This is a genomic window from Idiomarina loihiensis L2TR (assembly GCF_000008465.1).
Classification (GTDB): Bacteria; Pseudomonadota; Gammaproteobacteria; order Enterobacterales; family Alteromonadaceae; genus Idiomarina; species Idiomarina loihiensis.
On the sequence record NC_006512.1, the window covers coordinates 2,755,241 to 2,774,885 of the forward strand.

A 19,645-nucleotide genomic window follows, 5' to 3' on the forward strand; every position below is an offset into this window, starting at 1 on the left:
TAATGAAAGCTTAGTGGAAACGACGGCTTTCCAGTCGAGTGAAACTTAACAGGCCGGATAAATCCTTTAACCGGCCTGCAATAACATGCACCACACCATCGTGAATTTCGACAATGCCTTTTACCCAAAGCAGGTTGCTGGTCAGGAAGCATTGTCGAAATTGGCGAGCGGTATTCGCCCAGACCACCACATTGCTGTTTCCGCTTTCATCTTCCAAAGTTAAAAAAGTGACGCCGCTACGGGTGCCAGGCCTTTGACGGCAGGTGACTAAGCCGGCCAGAGTCAGCACTTGTCCTGAGCGGCAGGTCATTAGGTCGCTGGCCAAGACACAGTTTTTTAACTCAGGGTTATTTCTCAGCAAAGCTAATGGGTGGCGGCCTAAGGTCAATCCGGTCGACTCATAATCCGCTTTTATATTGTCCGGCTCATCAGGCGCAGGCAGTTGGCGGGCAGGGCGATCCTTAACATTCTCAAACAACGGCATTTGCTGATCACTCATAGACAAGCTTTGCCAATGTGCCTGATGCCGGTGTCCAGCAATGCTCTTTAATGCGTCGGCGCGGGCGAGGGCGTTGATATCGGAGTCCCGCAATCCGCTTTTTCGCAATTCATGCATGCTGGTGAAACCGTCCTCCGGCCTTTGCATCAACGTATGTTTTATTCTGCTTTCGGATAGGCCTTGAATTTGCCTTAAGCCCATGCGGACAGTCTCATCAGAGTTCGTATCTTCTTTAGGCAACCAGCAATAGTTCCAGTCGCTGGCGTTAATATCCGCAGCCAAAAACGCTACGCCGTGGCGTTGTGCGTCCTGTACCAACTGCGATGCCGAATAAAAACCCATAGGCAAACTGTTCAGTAAGCCGACATAAAAAGCAGCCGGGTGGTAGGTCTTAAACCAGGACGACACATAAGCTAAATTAGCAAAACTGGCAGAATGAGACTCAGGAAAACCATATTGTCCAAAGCCACAAATTTGCCGGAACAACCGTTCTGCAAACTCCTGCTTATAACCTCGCTCCAGCATGCCGTTAATAAGCTTGTCTTCAAAGCGGGTTAAATGCCCATTTTGCCCCCACGAAGCCATTGCCCGACGAAGCTGATCCGCTTCGCCACCGCTAAAGCCAGCCGCGACCATAGCCAGCTTAATTACCTGCTCCTGAAAAATAGGTACGCCCAGCGTTCTTTCTAATACCGACTTTACTTCATCGCTAGGGTAATCAACCTCTTCCAGACCTGCGCGGCGACGTAAAAAGGGATGCACCATGTCGCCTTGTATGGGGCCGGGCCGCACTATCGCAATTTGAATGACCAGATCATAAAAAGTTTTAGGCTTTAATCGCGGCAACATATTCATTTGCGCACGCGATTCTATCTGAAAAATCCCCATAGAATCGGCGGTTTGTAGCTGCTGATAAACTCGGCTGTCTTCCTGCGGAATGGTTGCCATGGTCAGTTGCTGGTCATAGCGCAAATTAATAAGCGCCAGCATTTTCCGCAAGGCCGTCAGCATGCCCAGCGCCAGCACGTCTACTTTTAATAAGCCCAGGCTTTCGAGGTCGGTTTTGTCCCACTGAATAACCGTTCGGTCCGTCATCGAGGCATTTTCTACCGGAACCAGCCGTGACAAGTCATCGGCAGCGATAACAAAACCGCCGACATGCTGCGACAAATGCCGGGGAGTACCCATCAATTGCTCAGTAAATTGTAAAAGGTGCTGGCCCCGTACTGAATTTGTGACTTCGGGGTGCTGTTGCACTAGCTGTTGCTGCCAGCTTTGCTCTTTGTCGCGTCGGTCTAAGTTGCGACGGAAATACTGCAGTTGCTGCTCACTAAAGCCCAGAGCTTTGCCAACATCACGAAAAGCACTTTTAAAACGGTAGGTAATAACCGTTGCAGCCAACGCTGCGCGCTGCCGACCATACTTGCGGTAAATATACTGAATGACTTCTTCGCGGCGCTCGTGCTCAAAGTCCACATCGATATCGGGAGGTTCGTTCCGTTCCTTAGAAATAAAACGTTCAAACAACACCTGAATTTGCGCCGGGTTAACCGCGGTAATGCCCAGACAATAACAAACCACCGAGTTTGCTGCCGAACCACGCCCTTGAAATAAGATTCCCTGCTCACGGGCAAAACGAACTAAGTCATGAATGGTTAAAAAGAAAGGCTCGTAGCTTTGCTCTTTTATCAGGCTTAGCTCTTTTAAATAAAGCGCTTTTATCGACTCGGGCACACCTTGCGGATAACGCCAGCGAGCGCCTTGTTCAGTTAACTGCTTTAAATAGCCGGAGGCACTCATACCTTCAGGAACCAGTTCGGCGGGGTATTCGTAACGAAGTTCGGACAGACAAAACTGACACTGCTGCGCAATAACCAGTGTTTCGGCTAGCCACTTTTGCGGGTAGCACTGTTGCAACTCACTCAGGCTTCGCAGATGATGCTCCGCGTTGTTACTGGCTAACCCCGGCTGATGCGCTAAAGAGCCACCATGTTGAATCGCGTTCAGAATGTCATACAGCGGCTGTTGTTCAATGGTTGCCATGCAAACGCCACCAGCGCAGGTGACTTTCACTTTAACGGCCTGTTGTAGCTCAACCATAGCCTGAAAAGCCCTTTCATCGTCAGCCTGGTAATGCCGCTCGTATAGTAGCCAAAAGCGCTGCTGCCATACCGATTTCAACTTTTCACCAATGGCCAGAAGCTGGGCCTGAGAAAAGTCCGGCTGCCACAATAAAAGACACTGAGAGAACCCGTCGAAAAAATCATCGATGTTGGCCTGATAATGGCCTTTTTCACTGCGACTACGGAACAGTGTAATTTTTTTACAAAGCTCCGCATAGGCTTCCCGGGTTGGCGCCAGAACAACCAGCGTACCCACTTCGGGCACCCTGAATTCACTACCCACAACGAGTTTAATATCCCGCGCCTTTGACTCTTGATAGGCTTTTACAATGCCAGCCACCGAACATTCGTCGGTTATTGCTATGGCGGCATAACCCAGATCATCTGCGCGCCTCACCAGTTCCTCCGGCGAAGCGGCTGAGCGCAAAAAACTGTAATGGCTTAAACTGTGTAGCTCAGCAAAGAGTTGTCCACTGCAGCCTTTAGATATATCAGCTGAACCAGCCATGCAAGTACCATTGTCCGGATTCAAAATAGAGCCAACCCACACGCTGAAACTTGTCCCGGGCAATCCAGTAATCGCGCGCTATGTCACCAGCGTCCCACCAGCCACAGACTTTGCGTTCCGGCCCGTGCCGTAGTTGCCATAAATCAATTGAAGTTAGCTGCGGAGGCTGTAATAGCCAAAGAGGCCGCTTAGGCGCCGGAGATAAAACCTGAGGTTTTTCCCCTGCCGGGCGTCGAAATTCGTTATTACCGGGGCGAGGGTCGTCATTCATGGCTGGCGAGAACACGGCATTGTTGCCAAGCTTAGCCTGTAACCGGCCAATAAGCTGCAGTGTTTCATGCCGGTGTTGCTGCACACCAAAAAAGTGACTGTTGTGCTGTTCAGACTGCAATAGCTCGTTAGCCACCAACGTAATTTCTATAACCGCTTCTGGCAAGGGTATAGATTCCATTTTTAACTGCAGTAACGACAAAAAACTCTGCCCCCGCCAGCCGGGTTCAGCTAAAGCGACGGGAACAACAGAAGGAGGTTCATATCGGTGATGCAGTTCAATACTAACCTGCTGGGTTACTTTTTGCCGCTGATAGAGAAAATCTTCCAGCTCACCGAACAGTCTTTTTAGCGGAAACAACAACCCTTGCCAGTGGGGAATTTCAGTGACCAGATCCAGGCTTTGCCGGAAACTTTCCGGTGGAGTGAAAAAATTATAACTTTGCTGCTGGCGACCCTGAATTCGCTCCAGATATAACTGTGTTTCCAGGCCCAACTGCCGGCCGACTTCATCTCCCGATAACTGTATGAGCTCTCCCAGCTGACGAAAACCAGCGGCTTTACAATGCTTCTGTGTTTTTGTTCCTAAACCGGCAGCACCAATAGGTAGCTGAGCCAGCAGCTGTGCAGACTCTTTGCGGTTTAACGAAACCGGGCAGTCATATTCTGCTAATAATTGAGCGGCTAAAGGGTTATCCGCGACTGCCAGCTGAGCCTTAATCGGCAGCGCATCAACCTCTCGGGATAACGTGTTAAATACCGCATCCATCCCGCCATACAACTGCGCCAGACTACTCAACTCAATTGCCAGACCTTTGGGTGGATACAAAACTAACTTAGCTGCCCACTGGTAAAGTCGGGTGGCTAATTGCTGTAAAACCTGCTGTTCACGCTCCGGAATATATTCAACAAGTTGCAGTTGCTCACAAAGCGATATTGCCATAACCGTCTGGATAGAGGGTTTGACCCCAGCCTCCCGCGCCAAGGTGTTGCACTGCACTATAACCGACTGGTTACCTTGTAACTGGTAAAGTGCCAGCGGCAGGGTGTTGCTGTCAGGCTGTAAGCGCACCCGATTATCCAGTAGTAGTTGGGGAAAATGACAATATAGCCACATTAGTTCAGAACAACGCCTTCCAGCGGCCAACCCACTTTACGTTTTAGTATGTCGAGCGTGACACCCGATTCACCAAGCTTTAACCGTACACGGTTAGAATAAGCCCGCGCCTCTTCATTTAAAGCGGGTTCGCTCAAGACCACGCCCATCTGCCCGGTTTGGGCAGCTTTATACCAACGCCGAACAGATTGAGCTGTCGTCTCTTTTTGTGCAAACCAGCCTAAAGCCAGCGCATTTTTTGTCTGCAATATCTGCTCAAACGCCCAGGCAGCTTTCTCTGCACTGGTCTGAACAACCACCTGCATAGACTCATTAAGTCCATAATGATGTAGGCCAGCAGCCGACAACCAGGCCGGAGGGTTTACCCAGAAAACCGACAGCTTTTGTTGCACCGCATGCTGTATTAATGGCAACAATAGTGCCTGTTCCGAAAACGGAGTTTGCAACTGCCACTCATGCAACCCCGGGTATTGCCAGCCACCGCCCAGCGCCGTATCTAACGACGAAAAACCGGAGCTTAAGGTTGCTGTCTGATTGTCGGTAACCTGACCATGCCAAACAAGCCCTTGCTGAATAAGAGTCTGAAGCTTTGTCTGCATAAAACCTCCGAATACTGTACATATATACAGTATCATTAATTTTTACTCGTTACCAACAGACATCATTACTGGCTTCAGTTATTATTTATCTCATTGTTTCTAATTAGGATAGGGCAGCATGCTGACATCAATACTCATTCCCTTCAGAGTCGTTATTAACTTTTCATGGGGATTAATCACCACCGCTATTATTGGTGTTTCGATTATTAGTATTGGTATTTTTAAAGTGTTACTGCCTTTTAAAACGCCTCAGCGCATTTGTTCTTTTCTGGGGAATGCTCTATTCAGAGTCTGGGCGTACTGTATGTCAATGATGTTCCAGCTGACTCAACGCATGGAATGGCACATTGAAGGTGACCTCGATATCCACGAAAAAGGCTGGTACATGGTTATGGCTAACCACCGTAGCTGGGTCGATGTGCTGGTATTAATGCATTTGACTCGTCGCCACATGCCTATGCCCCGCTTCTTTTTAAAGTCACAACTTATGTGGATACCCATTATTGGCTGGGGCTGCTGGGTACTGGATATGCCTTTTATGAAACGCTACTCAAAAGAGTTGCTGGAGAAAAAACCACACTTAAAAGGCAAAGACATTGCAACAACAACACGCTCCTGCGCCAAATTCCGCCACATTCCTACAACTGTGGTGAATTTCTGTGAAGGCACGCGCTTTACCCCGGAAAAACACGAAAAGAAACAGAGCCCCTTTCGCAACCTGCTGCCACCTAAGGCCGGCGGTACGGCTTTCTCTTTGCAAATTATGGGAGGTCAGTTTGAGGCCATTCTGGATATTACCATTGTCTATCCGGGAACCGATAAACGCCCGGTAGTCTGGCATTTATTAAGCGGACAATTGAAAAACGTCTATGTTGATATAAAGACACGGCCCATTACCGCTGACTTAATCGGCGATTACGCCAGTGACGAAGTCTTCAGAGCCCATTTTCAACAATGGTTGAATCAGCGCTGGCAGGAAAAAGATCAAACCATTGACGAAATGCGTAAGCAAATTCACAGCACCCGCTAAGGGAGTTTTATAATGGACTTCGAGTTTGTAAAAGAGTGGCTACAAAAATTCGGTCTTCAGAGCAACCTGGAGGAACTGAGTCTGGCTATCAGTTCGTTATTAGTTCTAATTGGTTGTTACATTACCTATGCCATAGCGCGTTGGCTTATCGATCATGCCATAGAGCACTTGTTAAAAAGGGCGCCCGAGCGGTGGTATAAATCGCTGGTTAACAGTGGCCTTTTTAAGCGTTGCGCAAACTTAGCCCCGGTTATCCTGATACACAGTTTCATACCAATTCTGTTTATCAATAACTTTGAAAGTTGGCAGTCCCCTCTGCGAACGGTTGTGGGTGTTTATCTGACCTGGGTTATTACCAGTATTCTGACAGCCCTGGCCAACGTCGTTTCCATTGCCTATGACTATACTTATAAAGCACGTGAGGTCCCCATTACCGGAGTCATTCAGGTCATAAAACTGATACTGGTACTCATGGCGATTCTCATCACTATTGCCATCATTATGAACAAGTCGCCTATGTACTTGCTAAGTGGTTTCGGCGCCATGACCGCCATTCTTATGGTGGTTTTCAGGGATACCCTAATGGGCTTTGTTGCCGGAGTGCAATTGGCGACCAACCGTATGGTTGCTATTGGTGACTGGATTGAGCTGACTGATCACGGGGTTGATGGTACGGTTCAGGAAGTCGGCCTAATTTCCGTGCAAGTTGAGAACTGGGATAAAACCATTGTTTACTTGCCCACTTATGTATTAATACACGAGTCGTTTAAAAACTGGCAGGGAATGATCAATACAGGTGGGCGGCGCATGAGACGTTCACTAATGATTGATTTGGACAGCTCTAAAATTCTGTCGAACGAACAGTTAGAAGAACTTGCTAAAAAACATTTTAATCAGTCCGCTGACGACTGGTTAAATGCCAATGAACTCGACAAACCGGTAAGTAACTTAACTGTATTCCGGGTATTTACTGACAATTATCTAAGGAACCACAAACAGGTAAGAGAAGATCTGACTATTATGGCTCGCCTTATGCAGCCTACAGCAGCAGGGTTACCGCTGGAAATTTATGCGTTTTGTAAACAAACGGACTGGATGAAATACGAAGCGGTACAAAGCTCAATTATCGAGTATTTATACAGTGTGATGCCAGACTTTGGACTGAAGAATTATCAGTACTTGAATAACAACCACGCCTTCTCTGAAAACAAAGAAGGCGCTTATTGTGACTATAAACCGGAGTCCTGAGTTACTTTTCTAACAGGTAACCGGCTAAATCAGAAAAGTCTTCCTGGAAGTTGTCGCTGTCACGGAACCCCTGTGGCAGCATTTTGTACTTACCGTTAACAATAAAAGTTGGCGTTGCGTTAACCCCTAAGTTGCTTGCCCGGCGATCCATTTTAGACGCCGCAGCGCGGACAGTGAAGCTCGCCATAGCTTTGTCAAACTCATCACCGGAAACACCGTTAACAATAAACACATTACGAATGTCCTGCTTGCTGGTCAGCATGCTATTTTTATTAAAGTTGTAATCAAAAATAGCCGCGGCAATTTCTTCTTCCTTATTCAGTTTTTGCGCAACGACAAAAGCCTGAGTCATGGTCTCGCCCATATTACGAGGCCCCAGGAACGACACGTGAGCCTTCTTGAAAGCATCCGGGTATTCAGACTTGATTTCTTTTGCAATAGGTTCAAAGCGATAGCAGTGCACGCAGTAAAATGAGAAAAACTCTGCAATTTCCGGCTTGCTGGTCGCTTCATCTGCTACCACTTCGTAGTGGACACCTTCTTCAAAATTCTGAGCCTGAGCAAAACCCGCTGCGACCATTAATGCCCCGGCAAAACCCATTAACCACTTTTTCATTATCATTTCCTGTTATCTGTTAAAACTATCTATTCAAATTAGCCATTAAAACCAAGGTTCAGCGGCGCTTCATCCAGCCCCGCCAATTGTTCTTTCAGTGCCAGAATCTGCTGCTCCCAATATCGGCTTTCTGCAAACCAGGGAAACGCTCGCTGAAAGGCACTATCTTGCCACCGGCGTGATAACCATGCCATATATTGAATGATTCTGAAACTGCGCAAAGGTTCAATTAATATCAATTGCGCCGTATCGAATTCGCAGAAATCTTCGTAGCCAGTCAGCAGGGCATCCATCTGTAATGTTTGCTCCTGATGCGATCCGTTCAGCATCATCCATAAGTCCTGAACTGCAGGGCCGGAGCGACAATCATCAAAATCGACAAAAGTCAGTTGCTCTTCATACTGCAGAATATTACCAATATGGCAGTCGCCATGCAGACGCTGATACTCGAAGTCCTGCAAAGGTGTAGAACGTAAGCGCTCACTTAAGGGATCAAGAATGGCAAAAAAGGCGTCTTTTAATTCAGCGGGTAATAAAGCGGACTGGTGTAGCTCGACCACGGACTGTTCCACAAAACCTTCATAGTCAATGGTTTCCCGGACTTTAAACTTGCCTGCCTGAGCCACCGCATGCATACGGCCTATTTGACGGCCCAGTCGCTCAAGTTCGTCCAGGTCATTCGGCTCAAAGGCTCTGCCGCCAATGCTTGTATACACACAAAAACGATAGCCTTCAAACTCGTGCAGACGCTTTCCCTGAAGCTCCAGAGCCGAAACCGCCGGAACCTCGGCTTGCGCCAGTTCCTCAACAAACTCCAGTTCTTCGTTAATTTGCTCTGTGCGCCAGCGCTGCGGGCGATAGAATTTTGCCACGTAACGTTTGCGATCGTCGTCAGCAAACTGATAAACCCGGTTTTCGTAGCTGTTAAGTGCCAGCAAGCCCGATGCGGGATACAAACCGACACTTTCTAAGGCATTAACAACCAGATCCGGCGTCAGTCCCTGAAAAGCAAAGTCCGACGCGTTCTCTGTAAAATCATTCATATAAAAAGCGGCTCTGATGCGTATTAGTTATATCCGCATTATCAACCGCTGTGACCACGAAGTAAAACTCTGTGACCTGACCTTCTAATAATGATGGTGGAACCGCTACGGTTACCGGCAAGGTTCCGACTTCACCCGCAGAAACCTGTTTCGTAGAATCGCCAATTAACTCGAACTCATCAAAACCTTTAACTTCCACGCGGTAAGTCATGTCCTGTTGCGACTTATTGACCAGCTTTAAGGTAAAGACGTTTTCAATTTGTCCTTCTATATTTTCTCTGAACAGTTGGTTACGGTCACGTAATACATCAACCTCCAGAGGCACACGGGTCGCGACGTCCCAAACCAGTACGGTACTAACTACGAGAACCATAATAAAGTAGCCGATACTCTTCATCCGCCACGGATTGGTTTTCTCTTTTTTGTTTTTGGCGGCTAAGTTACGTTCAGTGGTAAAGCGGATAAGTCCTTTTGGATAATTCATTTTATCCATAACGTCATTACAGGCATCAATACAGGCGCCACAGTCGATGCACTCGTATTGCAGACCGTTTCGGATATCGATGCCGGTAGGGCAGACCTGCACACACATATAGCAGTCAATACAGTGACCTAAGCCTTTTTCAGCCGGATCAGCCTTACGCGAGCGTGGGCCTCGGGGCTCGCCCCTTTCAGCATCATAAGACACGGTGTAAGTGTCTTTATCGAACATAGCCGACTGGAAACGCGCATAAGGACACATGTGCGTACACATAATTTCCCGCATATAACCGGCGTTACCATAAGTACAGAATGCGAAAAAAAGAACACTGAAGGTTGCCCAGAAACCGGCGTCCAGGGTAAAGAAGTTCAGGAAAAGTTCGCGTATGTCAGTAAAGTAACCCACAAAGATCATTGCGGTTAATAGAGACACCAGGATCCAGCCGGTCTGTTTACCGGTTTTGCGCCAGAACTTGTCAAAGTCCATTTTGCGTTCATCCAGTTTTATACGCTTATTGCGCGGCCCTTCGAACTTTTTCTCAAACCACATGAAAATAAAGGTCCAGGTGGTTTGCGGGCACATAAACCCACACCAGACCCGACCAAAAACGGTTGTCACAAAAAATAACGCAACGGCGGCCACAATCGCAAACCAGGCAACTACAGTGAAGTCCTGCGGCCACAAAGTTAAGCCATAAATACGGAAGCGCTGATCCATAATATCGAGCAGAACTGCTTGTTCGCCCTGATAAGTCAGCCAGGGAATGAGAGCAAAGACAGCCAGCAATAGAAAACCAAACCCACGTCTAAAATACTCCATGGCACCTTTGGTATCACGCACGTAAATTCGGCTGCGGGGGGAGTAGTTATCGTTGTGTTTCTGTCCGTCTGGACGTTGAATTTTGACTTTATCGGCGGACTGAACCGTTATTTTTTGTTCCATGAGCAATACCACATAGTGTCACGGCGAGGTGCGCACAGTATAACGGATCTTAACTGTTTGCGCAGCTCACTGGGCTGAATTAATGATGCAATCTAAAAGTATGTTACAACCAGCTTCCACGTCATGCCAGTGCGACCACTCATCGGGTGCGTGACTGACCCCATTTACAGACGGGATAAATATTAGCCCGGACTCCGTAATCTCTGTAAAAAATTGAGCATCGTGTCCTGCGCCACTGGGCATTTTAAGACACGAATAATTTCGAGCTTTAGCTTTCTCTTCTATTTGTTTTGTCAGCTTTTCTGAACAGGCCTGAGGGTTCAGCCAACTCACTTGCTCGTATTCAAACTTCAAACGGTGCTTACGCGCTATTGCTGATAACGCCTTGTTACAGGAGTCTGCCAGCTCTTTCATTACATCGTTACTCATGTCGCGACCAACAATAGTAAACACCGCTTCACCCGGCACGGTGTGCGGACTCCCGGGCTTCAAGTCCACTTTGCCCACGGTAATACGCGTTTTATCGGTACCGTCTTCAGCAATAATGCGCTCAATTTCGTGAGCAAAATCTGCCAGCCCCATAAAAGCGTCACTGCGCATATTCATAGGAGCAGTACCAGCGTGGTCGGCTTTACCTTTTAAGTGAACTATCCATTTAAACACCCCGGAAATGCCTTCCACTGCGCCAATGGTTATCTCTTTCTGAAACAGCACCGGTCCTTGTTCAATGTGCAGTTCGTAAAAGGCTTTTAGCCGCTCCGGAGGCCAGGCAGCGTCCAGTGCATCCATAACGTCCATGCCATGGGCGGCCATTGCGTCCTTTAAGTACACATTATCAGCATCGTGAGCCGACATAAGCCAGTCCGGATTCAGCACACCTGCAATAGCCTGAGAACCCATCATGCCGCCAAATCGGCCTTCCTCTTCGGCAGTACCAACAACCCATACAGGATGCGCTAATTTCACGTCATTTTCTTTGATCGAGCGCAAAACTTCGAAGCCCGCTAACACTCCGAGTGCGCCATCGAAAATCCCCCCGGCGGGAACAGTATCTAGATGTGAACCGGTAAGAATAGCTGGTTTTTTGCTGTAGTCGCCAATACCAAAAAACACATTACCGGCACCATCCATAAAGGTCTTGAAACCTTCGGCTTTAGCTTGCTCCATCATCCAGCGGCGGGCTTCCATATCGGCATCGGTAAAACCCCAACGGTACATACCATGATCGGTCTCGTTATAACCAATTTTGGATAGCTCCAGCACAGATTTTTTTAAGCGGTCAGCATTAATACTCAGCATAGTCACCTCCTTTGCTTTTATTATTAAGCGTAGGACATAAACTAAGGAGCACCAAAGGCGTAAAAAAAGCCCGCACCAAAAAGTACGGGCAAAGGTTGCACGGGGCAAAGGGGAGCCCCTAGAGGGTTTACGACAGTTTGCGTGCAGTTAAGGCTGCATTAAGTACCGCCGCCAACTTAATTGACGATTGAATCGCTTGCGCTGAGACCTCGTGCTTCAGCAAAGTTTGTACGTGCGAATCAATGCACATACCACAACCATTCAGGGCCGACACCGCCAGTGAGAACAGCTCAAAGTCTGCTTTGTCCACACCCGGGTTAGCCATTGCATTCATGCGGAGCCCCGCAGGAAGCTTAGAAAATTGTTTATCGCTAGATAAGTGCAGGAAGCGATAATAAATGTTGTTCATTGCCATTAACGACGCTGCCGTTTTCGCTGCTGCCTTAACGTTTTCTTCAATTTTGCCTTCGGCTTCTTCTTCCACTGCCTGAGTCAGCTCGCCGTCCGACAAGGTGTAAACCAGCGAAAGTGCTGTGCCATAGAACTGGTCGTTGGTTAAACCTGACTGCTCAACATTTGAAAACAAGCTCGACAGGTTAAGCTTGGTGTCTTTACTGTGATCACCCAATAACTGTTTGTAGTCTGCAATTGCCATACTTTACTCCTGAAATCCTCTGAAAGTGGGGAACAGGCGCCGATGGCATTGCCATCAGCGCTTAGTTTAGGGAAGTAATCACCAATTAAAGGGTGTCGCCGCCCAACGCGCGGTTACAAGGACACAGTTCATCGGTCTGCAAACCATCTAAAATACGAACGATTTCTGCCGGGTTACGACCTACGTTCAGGTTGTTTACCGATACGTGCTGGATAACATTGTGCGGGTCAACAATGAACGTAGCACGCAGAGCAACATTCTCAGCTTTGTCACGAACACCTAATCCGTCGACCAAAGAACCGTCGTCAGCAAAAGAGTACTGGTTCAGGCGGTCAAGGTCAGGGTGCTCACGGCGCCATGCCAATTTCACAAATTCATTATCAGTGCTGCCGCCCATCACGACTGCGTCACGGTCAGCGAAGTCTTCGTTCAGTTTTGCGAACTCAACAATTTCAGTTGGGCAAACAAAGGTGAAGTCTTTCGGGTAGAAGAAAATGATTTTCCACTTACCTTCAAAGCTGTTGTTGTCGATAGTTTCAAAAGCGCTTTCGCCGTTTTCTTCCGGCATGTTGAACTTAGGTTTTGCCGCAATTACGCTGAATTCTGGTAGTTTATCGCCTACTGTTAACATAAATTGTCTCCTTGATTGGGATTTAAAATGTATTCGTTCCTTAACGAGTCGAGAGCTAGTGTACGGACGGAGACAGATTGGATAAAACGAATAAAACGAATTATGATAATCGAAAATACCAATTAAACAAATAACACGACGGATAACCTATGAGTAAATTGCCGAGCCTGAAAAACCTGAGCTACTTACTGGCACTGCACCAGGAACAAAACTTTAATCGTGCGGCAGCGGAATGCAATGTCAGCCAGTCGACACTGAGCAGTGGCATTCAAAATTTGGAAGAACAACTCGACTGCCAACTTATTGAGCGTGACCATAAATCCTTTCTCTTTACCGCTTTAGGCGAGGAAATTGTGGAGAAAGCGCGGGACATTATCAGCGCCTCAGAAGAATTACTCCATTATGCTCAGGGGCAGGGCAATATTATGGAGGGGCCGTTAAGACTCGGCATTATTCCCACCATAGCGCCCTTTGTCATTGGCGAGCTCAGTAAAAACTTACAAAACAAGTTTCCTAAACTGCTACTGCAACTCTCTGAAGATACCACGCAAAATTTGTTGCACCGCCTGCGTAACGGCGAACTGGATATTCTTTTGCTGGCGCTGCCTATGGATATTCAAGGGAATCAGAAGTGGGTACTGGGTCGTGACCCGTTCAAGCTGGTTGTCCACAAAGAATTAGCAGAAACAATAGGCGAGCCCGTTGATTACGACAAGTTACCTGATCGCAGTATTTTTCTGCTGGAAAAAGAACACTGCATGACCGGCCATGCGGTCGCAGCCTGCCAGCTAACCGACTCAATTAAGATGAACCCTTTTACAGCAACCAGCCTGCACAGCCTGGTACAAATGGCTGACGCCCGCTTAGGCGCTACCTTTATTCCACAAATGGCCATTGACCAGGGCATTTTGGAAAATACCGACCTTGTTTCATTAAAGCCTACCGGGCAGGAAGCCTCCCGCGATATTGGCCTGGTATACCGCCCAACCACCAGCCGCCGACAAACTTTCCGTAAAATTGCGGAAGAGGTTGCCAGGCTGCTGCCGGTCAATACCCTGAACTAAACTAACGACGTCTGGCCGGCGGCAACGGATAACGCTCGGCCAGACTAATGCTTTCCCCGTCGGGCTTAATGACCCGGGCATGGCGACGGTTCAACCGACGCGGATCGGTGACACCACAAGAGTGCGCAATAATATTAACGCCATACTCCATGTATTTGTGGTAGTTGGCGACACGCACCGATTTATCTTCTGGATCAAGCCCTCGCATTAACTTAGGGTCGTCGGTAGTGACTCCTGTTGGGCAAGTATTTTTATTACACTGCATAGCCTGAATACACCCCAGCGAGAACATAAAACCACGTGCAGAAGTGACAAAGTCGACTCCCATAGCAATGGCCCAGGCAACATCAGCAGGTGTGATCATTTTACCGGAGACAACCACGCGAATACGGCCGTGCAACCCAGCTTCGGTGAGCTTATCAATAAGCATAGGTAAGCTTTCAGTCACTCTCAGACCAACATAATCCATTAACGGCTGTGGTGCTGCGCCGGTTCCACCATCAGCGCTGTCCAGCGTAATAAAGTCTGGGGCGTATTCTTCTCCACGGGTCAGGATGCAGTCGACCAACTCGTCAATCCAGGACGGGTCACCCATAACAAATTTAAAGCCGGTAGGTTTGCCGGTAATTTTGCGAACTTTTTCAATGAAATCGAGCAGCTCTTCATTGTTACTGATTTCCGGATGTCGGTTCGGGCTAATGGCATCTTCGCCCTCCACAAGACCACGAATTTGTGCAATTTCCTTATTCACTTTTATGCCCGGCAAAATGCCACCTTTACCCGGCTTAGCGCCCTGACTCAGCTTTATTTCAAACATTTTCACATTGTCGTGGCGGCCCAGCTCAGCAAGCCGATCTTCATCAAGCCGCCCTTCTTTATCCCGTACCCCAAACTTCGCGGTGCCCATTTGGAAAACAATGTCGCAATGTCCCATCAAGTGGTAAGGCGATAAACCGCCCTCGCCGGTATTCAGCCAGCAGCCGGCCTTCGCCGCCCCCTGAGACAATGACTTAACCGCAACCGGTGACAAGGCACCATAGCTCATCCCGGACACATGAAAGTACGAAACCGGAGAATAGGGCTTTTGACAATAAGGACCAATAATAACCGGCTCCGGCGATGTCGCCTGTTCAGCCATAGGTGGGTAAGGAGCGTTACTAAAAATGATGGTGCCGGTGCGGCTTAAATCTCGGGTGGAGCCGAAAGCCACGTTACGGTCCGCATTTTTTGCGGCACGGTAGACCCAGCTTCGTTGGGCACGATTAAATGGCATTTCTTCGCGATCCATAGCAAAGAAATACTGGCGCATGAATTCCCCCATACGCTCGAATAAATAGCGAAAGCGCCCCACAACCGGATAGTTATGGCGAATAGTATGCTTATTCTGGGTTTTATCGACGACATACATAACGCCAATAGAAATCACCAGCGTAATAATAGCCAAAACAAAAATGGCGGCTAACCACTGCGCTAAAGTAAGTAAGGAATCCGTGCTAAAAACGTTGCCGCTCATGGGTACCTAATACATTTCTAGTAATTGATAAGAGTATTAACGGTTAAAGCGACAAACAGATCAAGCACAGTGTCATCAAAATTTTGAAGAATGACGTATACTCTAAATAATTCAATAACAAGGAGAGACCTATGTTCAATCCAAAGTTTGTTTTAACGGCAATATTGGCAGCTTCCGTAAGCGTGACGGCCACAGCCGAAGATGTCGAAACCGAACGCCATAAAGTTAGTGTCAGCACACTTGCGGATGGCTTTACTAACCCCTGGGGTATGACTTTTCTTCCTGACAAAAGCATTTTAGTTACCGAGCGCTCCGGCGACATCTACTGGGTATCCGCCGACGGCAGTTATCGCGAAAAGATAAGCGGAACACCAGAGGTGGTAGCACAAGGCCAGGGTGGTATGCTGGATATTACCACTGACCCTGACTTTGCTGAGAATAACTGGGTTTATATTAGCTACTCTGAAGCAGCACAGGACGGTGGGAAAGGGAATAGTACGGCCGTTATGCGGGCGAAACTTGACGATAAAGAATTTACTGAGCAGGAAGTTGTTTTCCGTCAGGCACCTAAGTATGAAAGCAATAACCACTTTGGTTCCCGGTTAGTCTTTTCACCTGAAGGGCACTTATACATTACTTTAGGTGACCGCTATTCACGTATGGATGACGCACAGACACTGGATAACCATCACGGTAAAGTGATACGCATATGGCCTGATGGCAGCATCCCGAAAGACAACCCTTTTGTTAACAATGATAACGCTCTGGACGAAATCTGGTCTTACGGTCACCGCAATGTGCAGGGTGCCGATATTCATCCTGAAACGGGCGAGCTCTGGACTGTTGAACATGGCCCACAAGGCGGTGACGAAGTAAACATTCCGGAAGCTGGCAAAAATTACGGTTGGCCAGAAATTACTTATGGTGTTGATTATGGCGGTGGCATTATCAGCGAAGACGCAGTCAAAGAAGGTATGGAGCAACCCTTCTATTACTGGGTACCCTCTATTGCCACGGCCGGAGCCACATTTTACAACGGCGATGCGTTTCCTGAGTGGAAAGGCGATTTCTTTGTCGCAGCTTTGAAAAGTTCACTGGTTGCTCGCCTGGACTTGTATGAAGGTCGTATGATGCATGAAGAGCGTTTATTTGAAGATGCTGTTGAAGCTCGTATTCGCGACATTAACCAAGGCCCTGACGGTTACCTCTATTTATTAACCGACCAGCCTGACGGTGCCATCATTCAAATAAAACCGGCGGATTAATATGTTGTACTCAGCTGTATTAAGAAAACTCACTTACACGGGGCTGCCTTTATTGGCGGCCTCTTTCGTTGTTCACTCCGCAGAAGTAGATGAAACCGTTGTTGTTACAGCGACACAAAGCGAGACGCCCTGGTTGACTACTGCGGCCAGTATCGACCGCGTGAGCGTGGAAAACACCTTACCTTCTATGAAGATTGATGCTGGCGATGCCTTAGCCGGGGTGGCGGGCATTCAGGCTGACAACCGTTACAACTACGCACAGGATACACGCCTGGTGGTTCGGGGCTTTGGCTCGCGTGCGGCCTTTGGAGTAAGGGGTTTGCAGTTAAATGTCGACGGCATTCCGTTATCTATGCCCGACGGACAGGCACAAACTTCGAGCATTTTTCTCGACAGCATTGATTCGCTGGAAGTATTGCGCGGTCCATTAGCAACGCTGTACGGTAACTCCGGCGGTGGTGTGGTTGAATGGTTCAGCCGCAAGCCAACAGAAACCGCGTTGGAATGGGGTGGACAGTTCAGCGAAAATGACACTCAGCGGTACAATATTAATGCCCAGTGGGCAACCAACACCAATCAGCTGCAAATTTTAGCCTCAGATTTTCAGACCGACGGCCCGCGCAGGCATAACTCAGCCGAGCGCCAACAGCAGGCGATACGCTGGTATCATCAGTGGGACGAGCAGAACCGCTTTGTTATTCGTTACGACAATAACGATGCGCCATTATTGCAAGACCCCAGCGCACTAACGCCCGAAGACTGGCGCGAAGACCCAACTCAGACAGTACAACGGGCAATTGATTTCAACACGCGGAAAGATATTCACCACCGTCAGGGGTCTTTCAGCTGGTTTCATGAGAGCAACAATGGTGAGGGGTTACTCTCGCTGTGGCAGGGTGACCGCGATATAGAGCAGTTTCTGCCTTTTGCCGGTGACGACACAACAAGCTCGGGGGCCGTCATTGATGTCTCTCGTCAATTTGAAGGTGCTCATGCGCGCTGGCGTCAACGCGGAGTTAACTGGTCAGCAACCGTGGGAGCGCAATTAGAACGCCAGCAGGATCATCGCTTTGGTTATGTGAATGACAGCGGTGAAAAAGGTGACTTGCGCCGCAACGAATTCAACTGGATTGAAAATGCATCAGCTTATCTACGTTTTCAGTGGCAGTTATCGGAAGAGCTTTCAGCAACCGGCGGAGTTCGTTACAGCGACATCAATTATGAGGTAGAAGACTACTTTACCGATCTGGATAACTCCGATGACAGCGGCAGCAGCGACTTTAGTGAGACCACCGCAGCTGTTTCAGTTACCTGGCAGTTTCTGCCTACCTCGGCGACTTATCTGAGCATCGGGCAGGGATTTGAAACACCGACACTGACTGAGCTGGCATACCGAAATCAGGGCTCGGGCCTGAACCGCGAACTGGGTCCGTCCACGAATGATCAGTGGGAATGGGGTATCAAACACCAACTACCACAAGACTGGCGACTGCATTTCGCGTTCTTCGGTATTAAAAGCGAGGACGAAATACTGGTGGATCAGTCAAACGACGGTCGCACAACCTACCGCAACGCGTCGGAAACCTCGCGCGAAGGTGCTGAGCTCAGTATTAACGGCGCACTGACCCAGCAGTTAGATTTACTACTGTCATACAGTTACATCGATGCCACCTTTGATAATGGTCCGTTACAGGGGAATCAGTTGCCCGGCGTAGCAAAAAGTCAGGGCTATCTGCGTCTTAACTGGCAACCCACAGAGCAGTGGCTAGTTCAGTTAGCCGGCCAGTACCGTAACGAGACACCGGTTAATGATGCAAATGATACCTTTGCCCCGTCTTACACGACCTGGGATATTGCTGTAAGCCGCGATTGGCAATGGGCTAAGAGCGAGCTGGATGTGTGGGTACGGGTTGATAACATTACCGACAAAGACTACGTAGGAGCTGTTGTGGTTAATCAGGGCAGTGGACGTTCATTTGAGCCCGCCGTAGGCCGGCAGGCAAGCGTCGGCATTAGCTGGCGCCGACGCTTTTAAGCCAATTACAGGCTGGCTCTTAACACATCGAGCAGGCGCTGTGCCGTCTGCTCAGATGAACCGGGATTCTGACCGGTAATTAACATACCGTCCTGAACGGCATATGCCTGCCAGTCATCCACCTTACGATAATGGCCGCCTTTGGCGGTCAACTCGTCTTCCAGCAAGAACGGAACTACATTGGTCAGTTCTACTGCAGCCTCTTCGCTGTTACTAAAGCCAGTTACCGTGCGTCCCTGAACAATCGGGTCACCACTTGGCGATTTAGCATTTAACAACACGGCTGGGGCATGACAGACCGCAGCAACGGGTTTACCCTGACTCCAGAAATGCTCAATCAGCTTAATTGAATGCTCGTTATTGGTTAAATCCCACAATGGTCCGTGACCACCCGGATAGAAAATTGCGTCGAAACCTTCCGGATCAACTTCATCCAGCTTACAGGTCGTTTCTAATTTGTGCTGAGCCGTCTCATCTTTATCAAAGCGTTCTGTTGCTTCGGTTTGTGCATCTGGTGTGGTGCTGTTTGGATCAATCGGTGGCTTGCCACCCTTAGGCGATGCCAGAGTCACGTCCACACCGGAATCCGTAAAAACATAGTACGGAGCAGCAAACTCTTCTACCCAGAAACCCGTTTTATGGTCTGTGTCACCAAGCTTATCGTGTGAGGTTAATACCATTAATACTTTCACTTAGTACTCCTGTTA

16 protein-coding genes are annotated in these 19,645 nt (G+C 48.4%); 5 read left to right on the forward strand and 11 right to left on the reverse strand.

What is annotated here, in order from left to right; translation table 11 throughout:
• Nucleotides 1–10: 10 nt before the first annotated feature.
• Genes IL_RS13165 through IL_RS13175 form a run of 3 tightly spaced genes read right to left on the reverse strand, consistent with a single transcriptional unit; the run spans nt 11 to nt 5,116 of the window.
• A complete protein-coding gene (locus IL_RS13165) occupies nt 11–3,130 on the reverse strand; it encodes an error-prone DNA polymerase (protein ID WP_011235789.1) in 3,120 nt (1,039 codons plus the stop codon).
• Complete coding sequence (locus IL_RS13170; protein ID WP_011235790.1) at nt 3,114–4,517, reverse strand: Y-family DNA polymerase; 1,404 nt, start codon at nt 4,515–4,517, stop codon at nt 3,114–3,116. Before IL_RS13170 ends, IL_RS13165 begins: the two co-directional genes overlap by 17 nt.
• On the reverse strand, nt 4,517–5,116 hold the full coding sequence (locus tag IL_RS13175; protein ID WP_011235791.1) for an ImuA family protein: 600 nt from the start codon (nt 5,114–5,116) through the stop codon (nt 4,517–4,519). The genes IL_RS13170 and IL_RS13175 overlap by 1 nt, the downstream gene beginning before the upstream one ends.
• A gap of 118 nt (nt 5,117–5,234) precedes the next feature.
• On the opposite strand from IL_RS13175, the gene IL_RS13180 reads away from it, so the two are divergent.
• Nucleotides 5,235–6,146: an acyltransferase gene (locus tag IL_RS13180; RefSeq protein ID WP_011235792.1), complete on the forward strand. Its 912-nt coding sequence runs from the start codon at nt 5,235–5,237 to the stop codon at nt 6,144–6,146.
• Between the two features lie 12 nt (nt 6,147–6,158).
• Nucleotides 6,159–7,394 carry a mechanosensitive ion channel family protein gene (locus IL_RS13185; RefSeq protein WP_011235793.1) on the forward strand — a complete coding sequence of 412 codons (1,236 nt, stop codon included), beginning with the start codon at nt 6,159–6,161 and terminating at the stop codon, nt 7,392–7,394.
• Between the two features lies 1 nt (nt 7,395).
• Here IL_RS13185 and IL_RS13190 read toward each other — a convergent pair whose 3' ends face one another.
• From IL_RS13190 to IL_RS13215, 6 genes are all read right to left on the reverse strand, one after another.
• Nucleotides 7,396–8,010 carry a thiol:disulfide interchange protein DsbA/DsbL gene (locus tag IL_RS13190; RefSeq protein ID WP_011235794.1) on the reverse strand — a complete coding sequence of 205 codons (615 nt, stop codon included), beginning with the start codon at nt 8,008–8,010 and terminating at the stop codon, nt 7,396–7,398.
• A gap of 38 nt (nt 8,011–8,048) precedes the next feature.
• Nucleotides 8,049–9,053, reverse strand: coding sequence for a serine/threonine protein kinase (locus tag IL_RS13195; RefSeq protein ID WP_011235795.1), 1,005 nt, complete (start codon nt 9,051–9,053; stop codon nt 8,049–8,051).
• On the reverse strand, nt 9,046–10,476 hold the full coding sequence (gene ccoG / locus IL_RS13200; protein WP_011235796.1) for a cytochrome c oxidase accessory protein CcoG: 1,431 nt from the start codon (nt 10,474–10,476) through the stop codon (nt 9,046–9,048). Before ccoG ends, IL_RS13195 begins: the two co-directional genes overlap by 8 nt.
• Nucleotides 10,477–10,542: 66 nt before the next feature.
• The gene (locus IL_RS13205) at nt 10,543–11,775 is read right to left on the reverse strand and encodes a Zn-dependent hydrolase (protein ID WP_011235797.1); all 1,233 of its coding nucleotides are present in this window, start codon (nt 11,773–11,775) and stop codon (nt 10,543–10,545) included.
• Between the two features lie 127 nt (nt 11,776–11,902).
• Nucleotides 11,903–12,430, reverse strand: a complete 528-nt coding sequence (locus tag IL_RS13210) for a carboxymuconolactone decarboxylase family protein (RefSeq protein ID WP_011235798.1) — start codon at nt 12,428–12,430, stop codon at nt 11,903–11,905.
• A gap of 85 nt (nt 12,431–12,515) precedes the next feature.
• On the reverse strand, nt 12,516–13,061 hold the full coding sequence (locus IL_RS13215) for a peroxiredoxin (protein WP_011235799.1): 546 nt from the start codon (nt 13,059–13,061) through the stop codon (nt 12,516–12,518).
• A gap of 149 nt (nt 13,062–13,210) precedes the next feature.
• On the opposite strand from IL_RS13215, the gene IL_RS13220 reads away from it, so the two are divergent.
• Nucleotides 13,211–14,125 (forward strand): hydrogen peroxide-inducible genes activator, encoded by a 915-nt coding sequence (locus IL_RS13220; protein WP_011235800.1) that lies wholly within the window; start codon nt 13,211–13,213, stop codon nt 14,123–14,125.
• A 1-nt stretch (nt 14,126) separates the two neighbouring features.
• Here the strand turns inward: IL_RS13220 and IL_RS13225 are convergent, their stop codons facing one another.
• Nucleotides 14,127–15,638: an FMN-binding glutamate synthase family protein gene (locus tag IL_RS13225; protein ID WP_011235801.1), complete on the reverse strand. Its 1,512-nt coding sequence runs from the start codon at nt 15,636–15,638 to the stop codon at nt 14,127–14,129.
• A gap of 131 nt (nt 15,639–15,769) precedes the next feature.
• On the opposite strand from IL_RS13225, the gene IL_RS13230 reads away from it, so the two are divergent.
• Complete coding sequence (locus IL_RS13230) at nt 15,770–16,903, forward strand: PQQ-dependent sugar dehydrogenase (protein ID WP_011235802.1); 1,134 nt, start codon at nt 15,770–15,772, stop codon at nt 16,901–16,903.
• A 1-nt stretch (nt 16,904) separates the two neighbouring features.
• Nucleotides 16,905–18,938 (forward strand): TonB-dependent receptor family protein, encoded by a 2,034-nt coding sequence (locus IL_RS13235; RefSeq protein ID WP_011235803.1) that lies wholly within the window; start codon nt 16,905–16,907, stop codon nt 18,936–18,938.
• A 5-nt stretch (nt 18,939–18,943) separates the two neighbouring features.
• On the opposite strand, the gene IL_RS13240 is transcribed toward IL_RS13235, so the two are convergent.
• The gene (locus IL_RS13240) at nt 18,944–19,630 is read right to left on the reverse strand and encodes a type 1 glutamine amidotransferase domain-containing protein (RefSeq protein ID WP_011235804.1); all 687 of its coding nucleotides are present in this window, start codon (nt 19,628–19,630) and stop codon (nt 18,944–18,946) included.
• Nucleotides 19,631–19,645: the final 15 nt, after the last annotated feature.

What these genes read in the sequence shown, in the direction of transcription:
- IL_RS13165 (WP_011235789.1), bottom strand. Translation starts at nt 3,130, where the DNA reads ATGGCTGGTTCAGCTGATATATCTAAAGGCTGCAGTGGACAACTCTTT.
- IL_RS13170 (WP_011235790.1), bottom strand. Translation starts at nt 4,517, where the DNA reads ATGTGGCTATATTGTCATTTTCCCCAACTACTACTGGATAATCGGGTG.
- IL_RS13175 (WP_011235791.1), bottom strand. Translation starts at nt 5,116, where the DNA reads ATGCAGACAAAGCTTCAGACTCTTATTCAGCAAGGGCTTGTTTGGCAT.
- IL_RS13180 (WP_011235792.1), top strand. Translation starts at nt 5,235, where the DNA reads ATGCTGACATCAATACTCATTCCCTTCAGAGTCGTTATTAACTTTTCA.
- IL_RS13185 (WP_011235793.1), top strand. Translation starts at nt 6,159, where the DNA reads ATGGACTTCGAGTTTGTAAAAGAGTGGCTACAAAAATTCGGTCTTCAG.
- IL_RS13190 (WP_011235794.1), bottom strand. Translation starts at nt 8,010, where the DNA reads ATGAAAAAGTGGTTAATGGGTTTTGCCGGGGCATTAATGGTCGCAGCG.
- IL_RS13195 (WP_011235795.1), bottom strand. Translation starts at nt 9,053, where the DNA reads ATGAATGATTTTACAGAGAACGCGTCGGACTTTGCTTTTCAGGGACTG.
- ccoG (WP_011235796.1), bottom strand. Translation starts at nt 10,476, where the DNA reads ATGGAACAAAAAATAACGGTTCAGTCCGCCGATAAAGTCAAAATTCAA.
- IL_RS13205 (WP_011235797.1), bottom strand. Translation starts at nt 11,775, where the DNA reads ATGCTGAGTATTAATGCTGACCGCTTAAAAAAATCTGTGCTGGAGCTA.
- IL_RS13210 (WP_011235798.1), bottom strand. Translation starts at nt 12,430, where the DNA reads ATGGCAATTGCAGACTACAAACAGTTATTGGGTGATCACAGTAAAGAC.
- IL_RS13215 (WP_011235799.1), bottom strand. Translation starts at nt 13,061, where the DNA reads ATGTTAACAGTAGGCGATAAACTACCAGAATTCAGCGTAATTGCGGCA.
- IL_RS13220 (WP_011235800.1), top strand. Translation starts at nt 13,211, where the DNA reads ATGAGTAAATTGCCGAGCCTGAAAAACCTGAGCTACTTACTGGCACTG.
- IL_RS13225 (WP_011235801.1), bottom strand. Translation starts at nt 15,638, where the DNA reads ATGAGCGGCAACGTTTTTAGCACGGATTCCTTACTTACTTTAGCGCAG.
- IL_RS13230 (WP_011235802.1), top strand. Translation starts at nt 15,770, where the DNA reads ATGTTCAATCCAAAGTTTGTTTTAACGGCAATATTGGCAGCTTCCGTA.
- IL_RS13235 (WP_011235803.1), top strand. Translation starts at nt 16,905, where the DNA reads ATGTTGTACTCAGCTGTATTAAGAAAACTCACTTACACGGGGCTGCCT.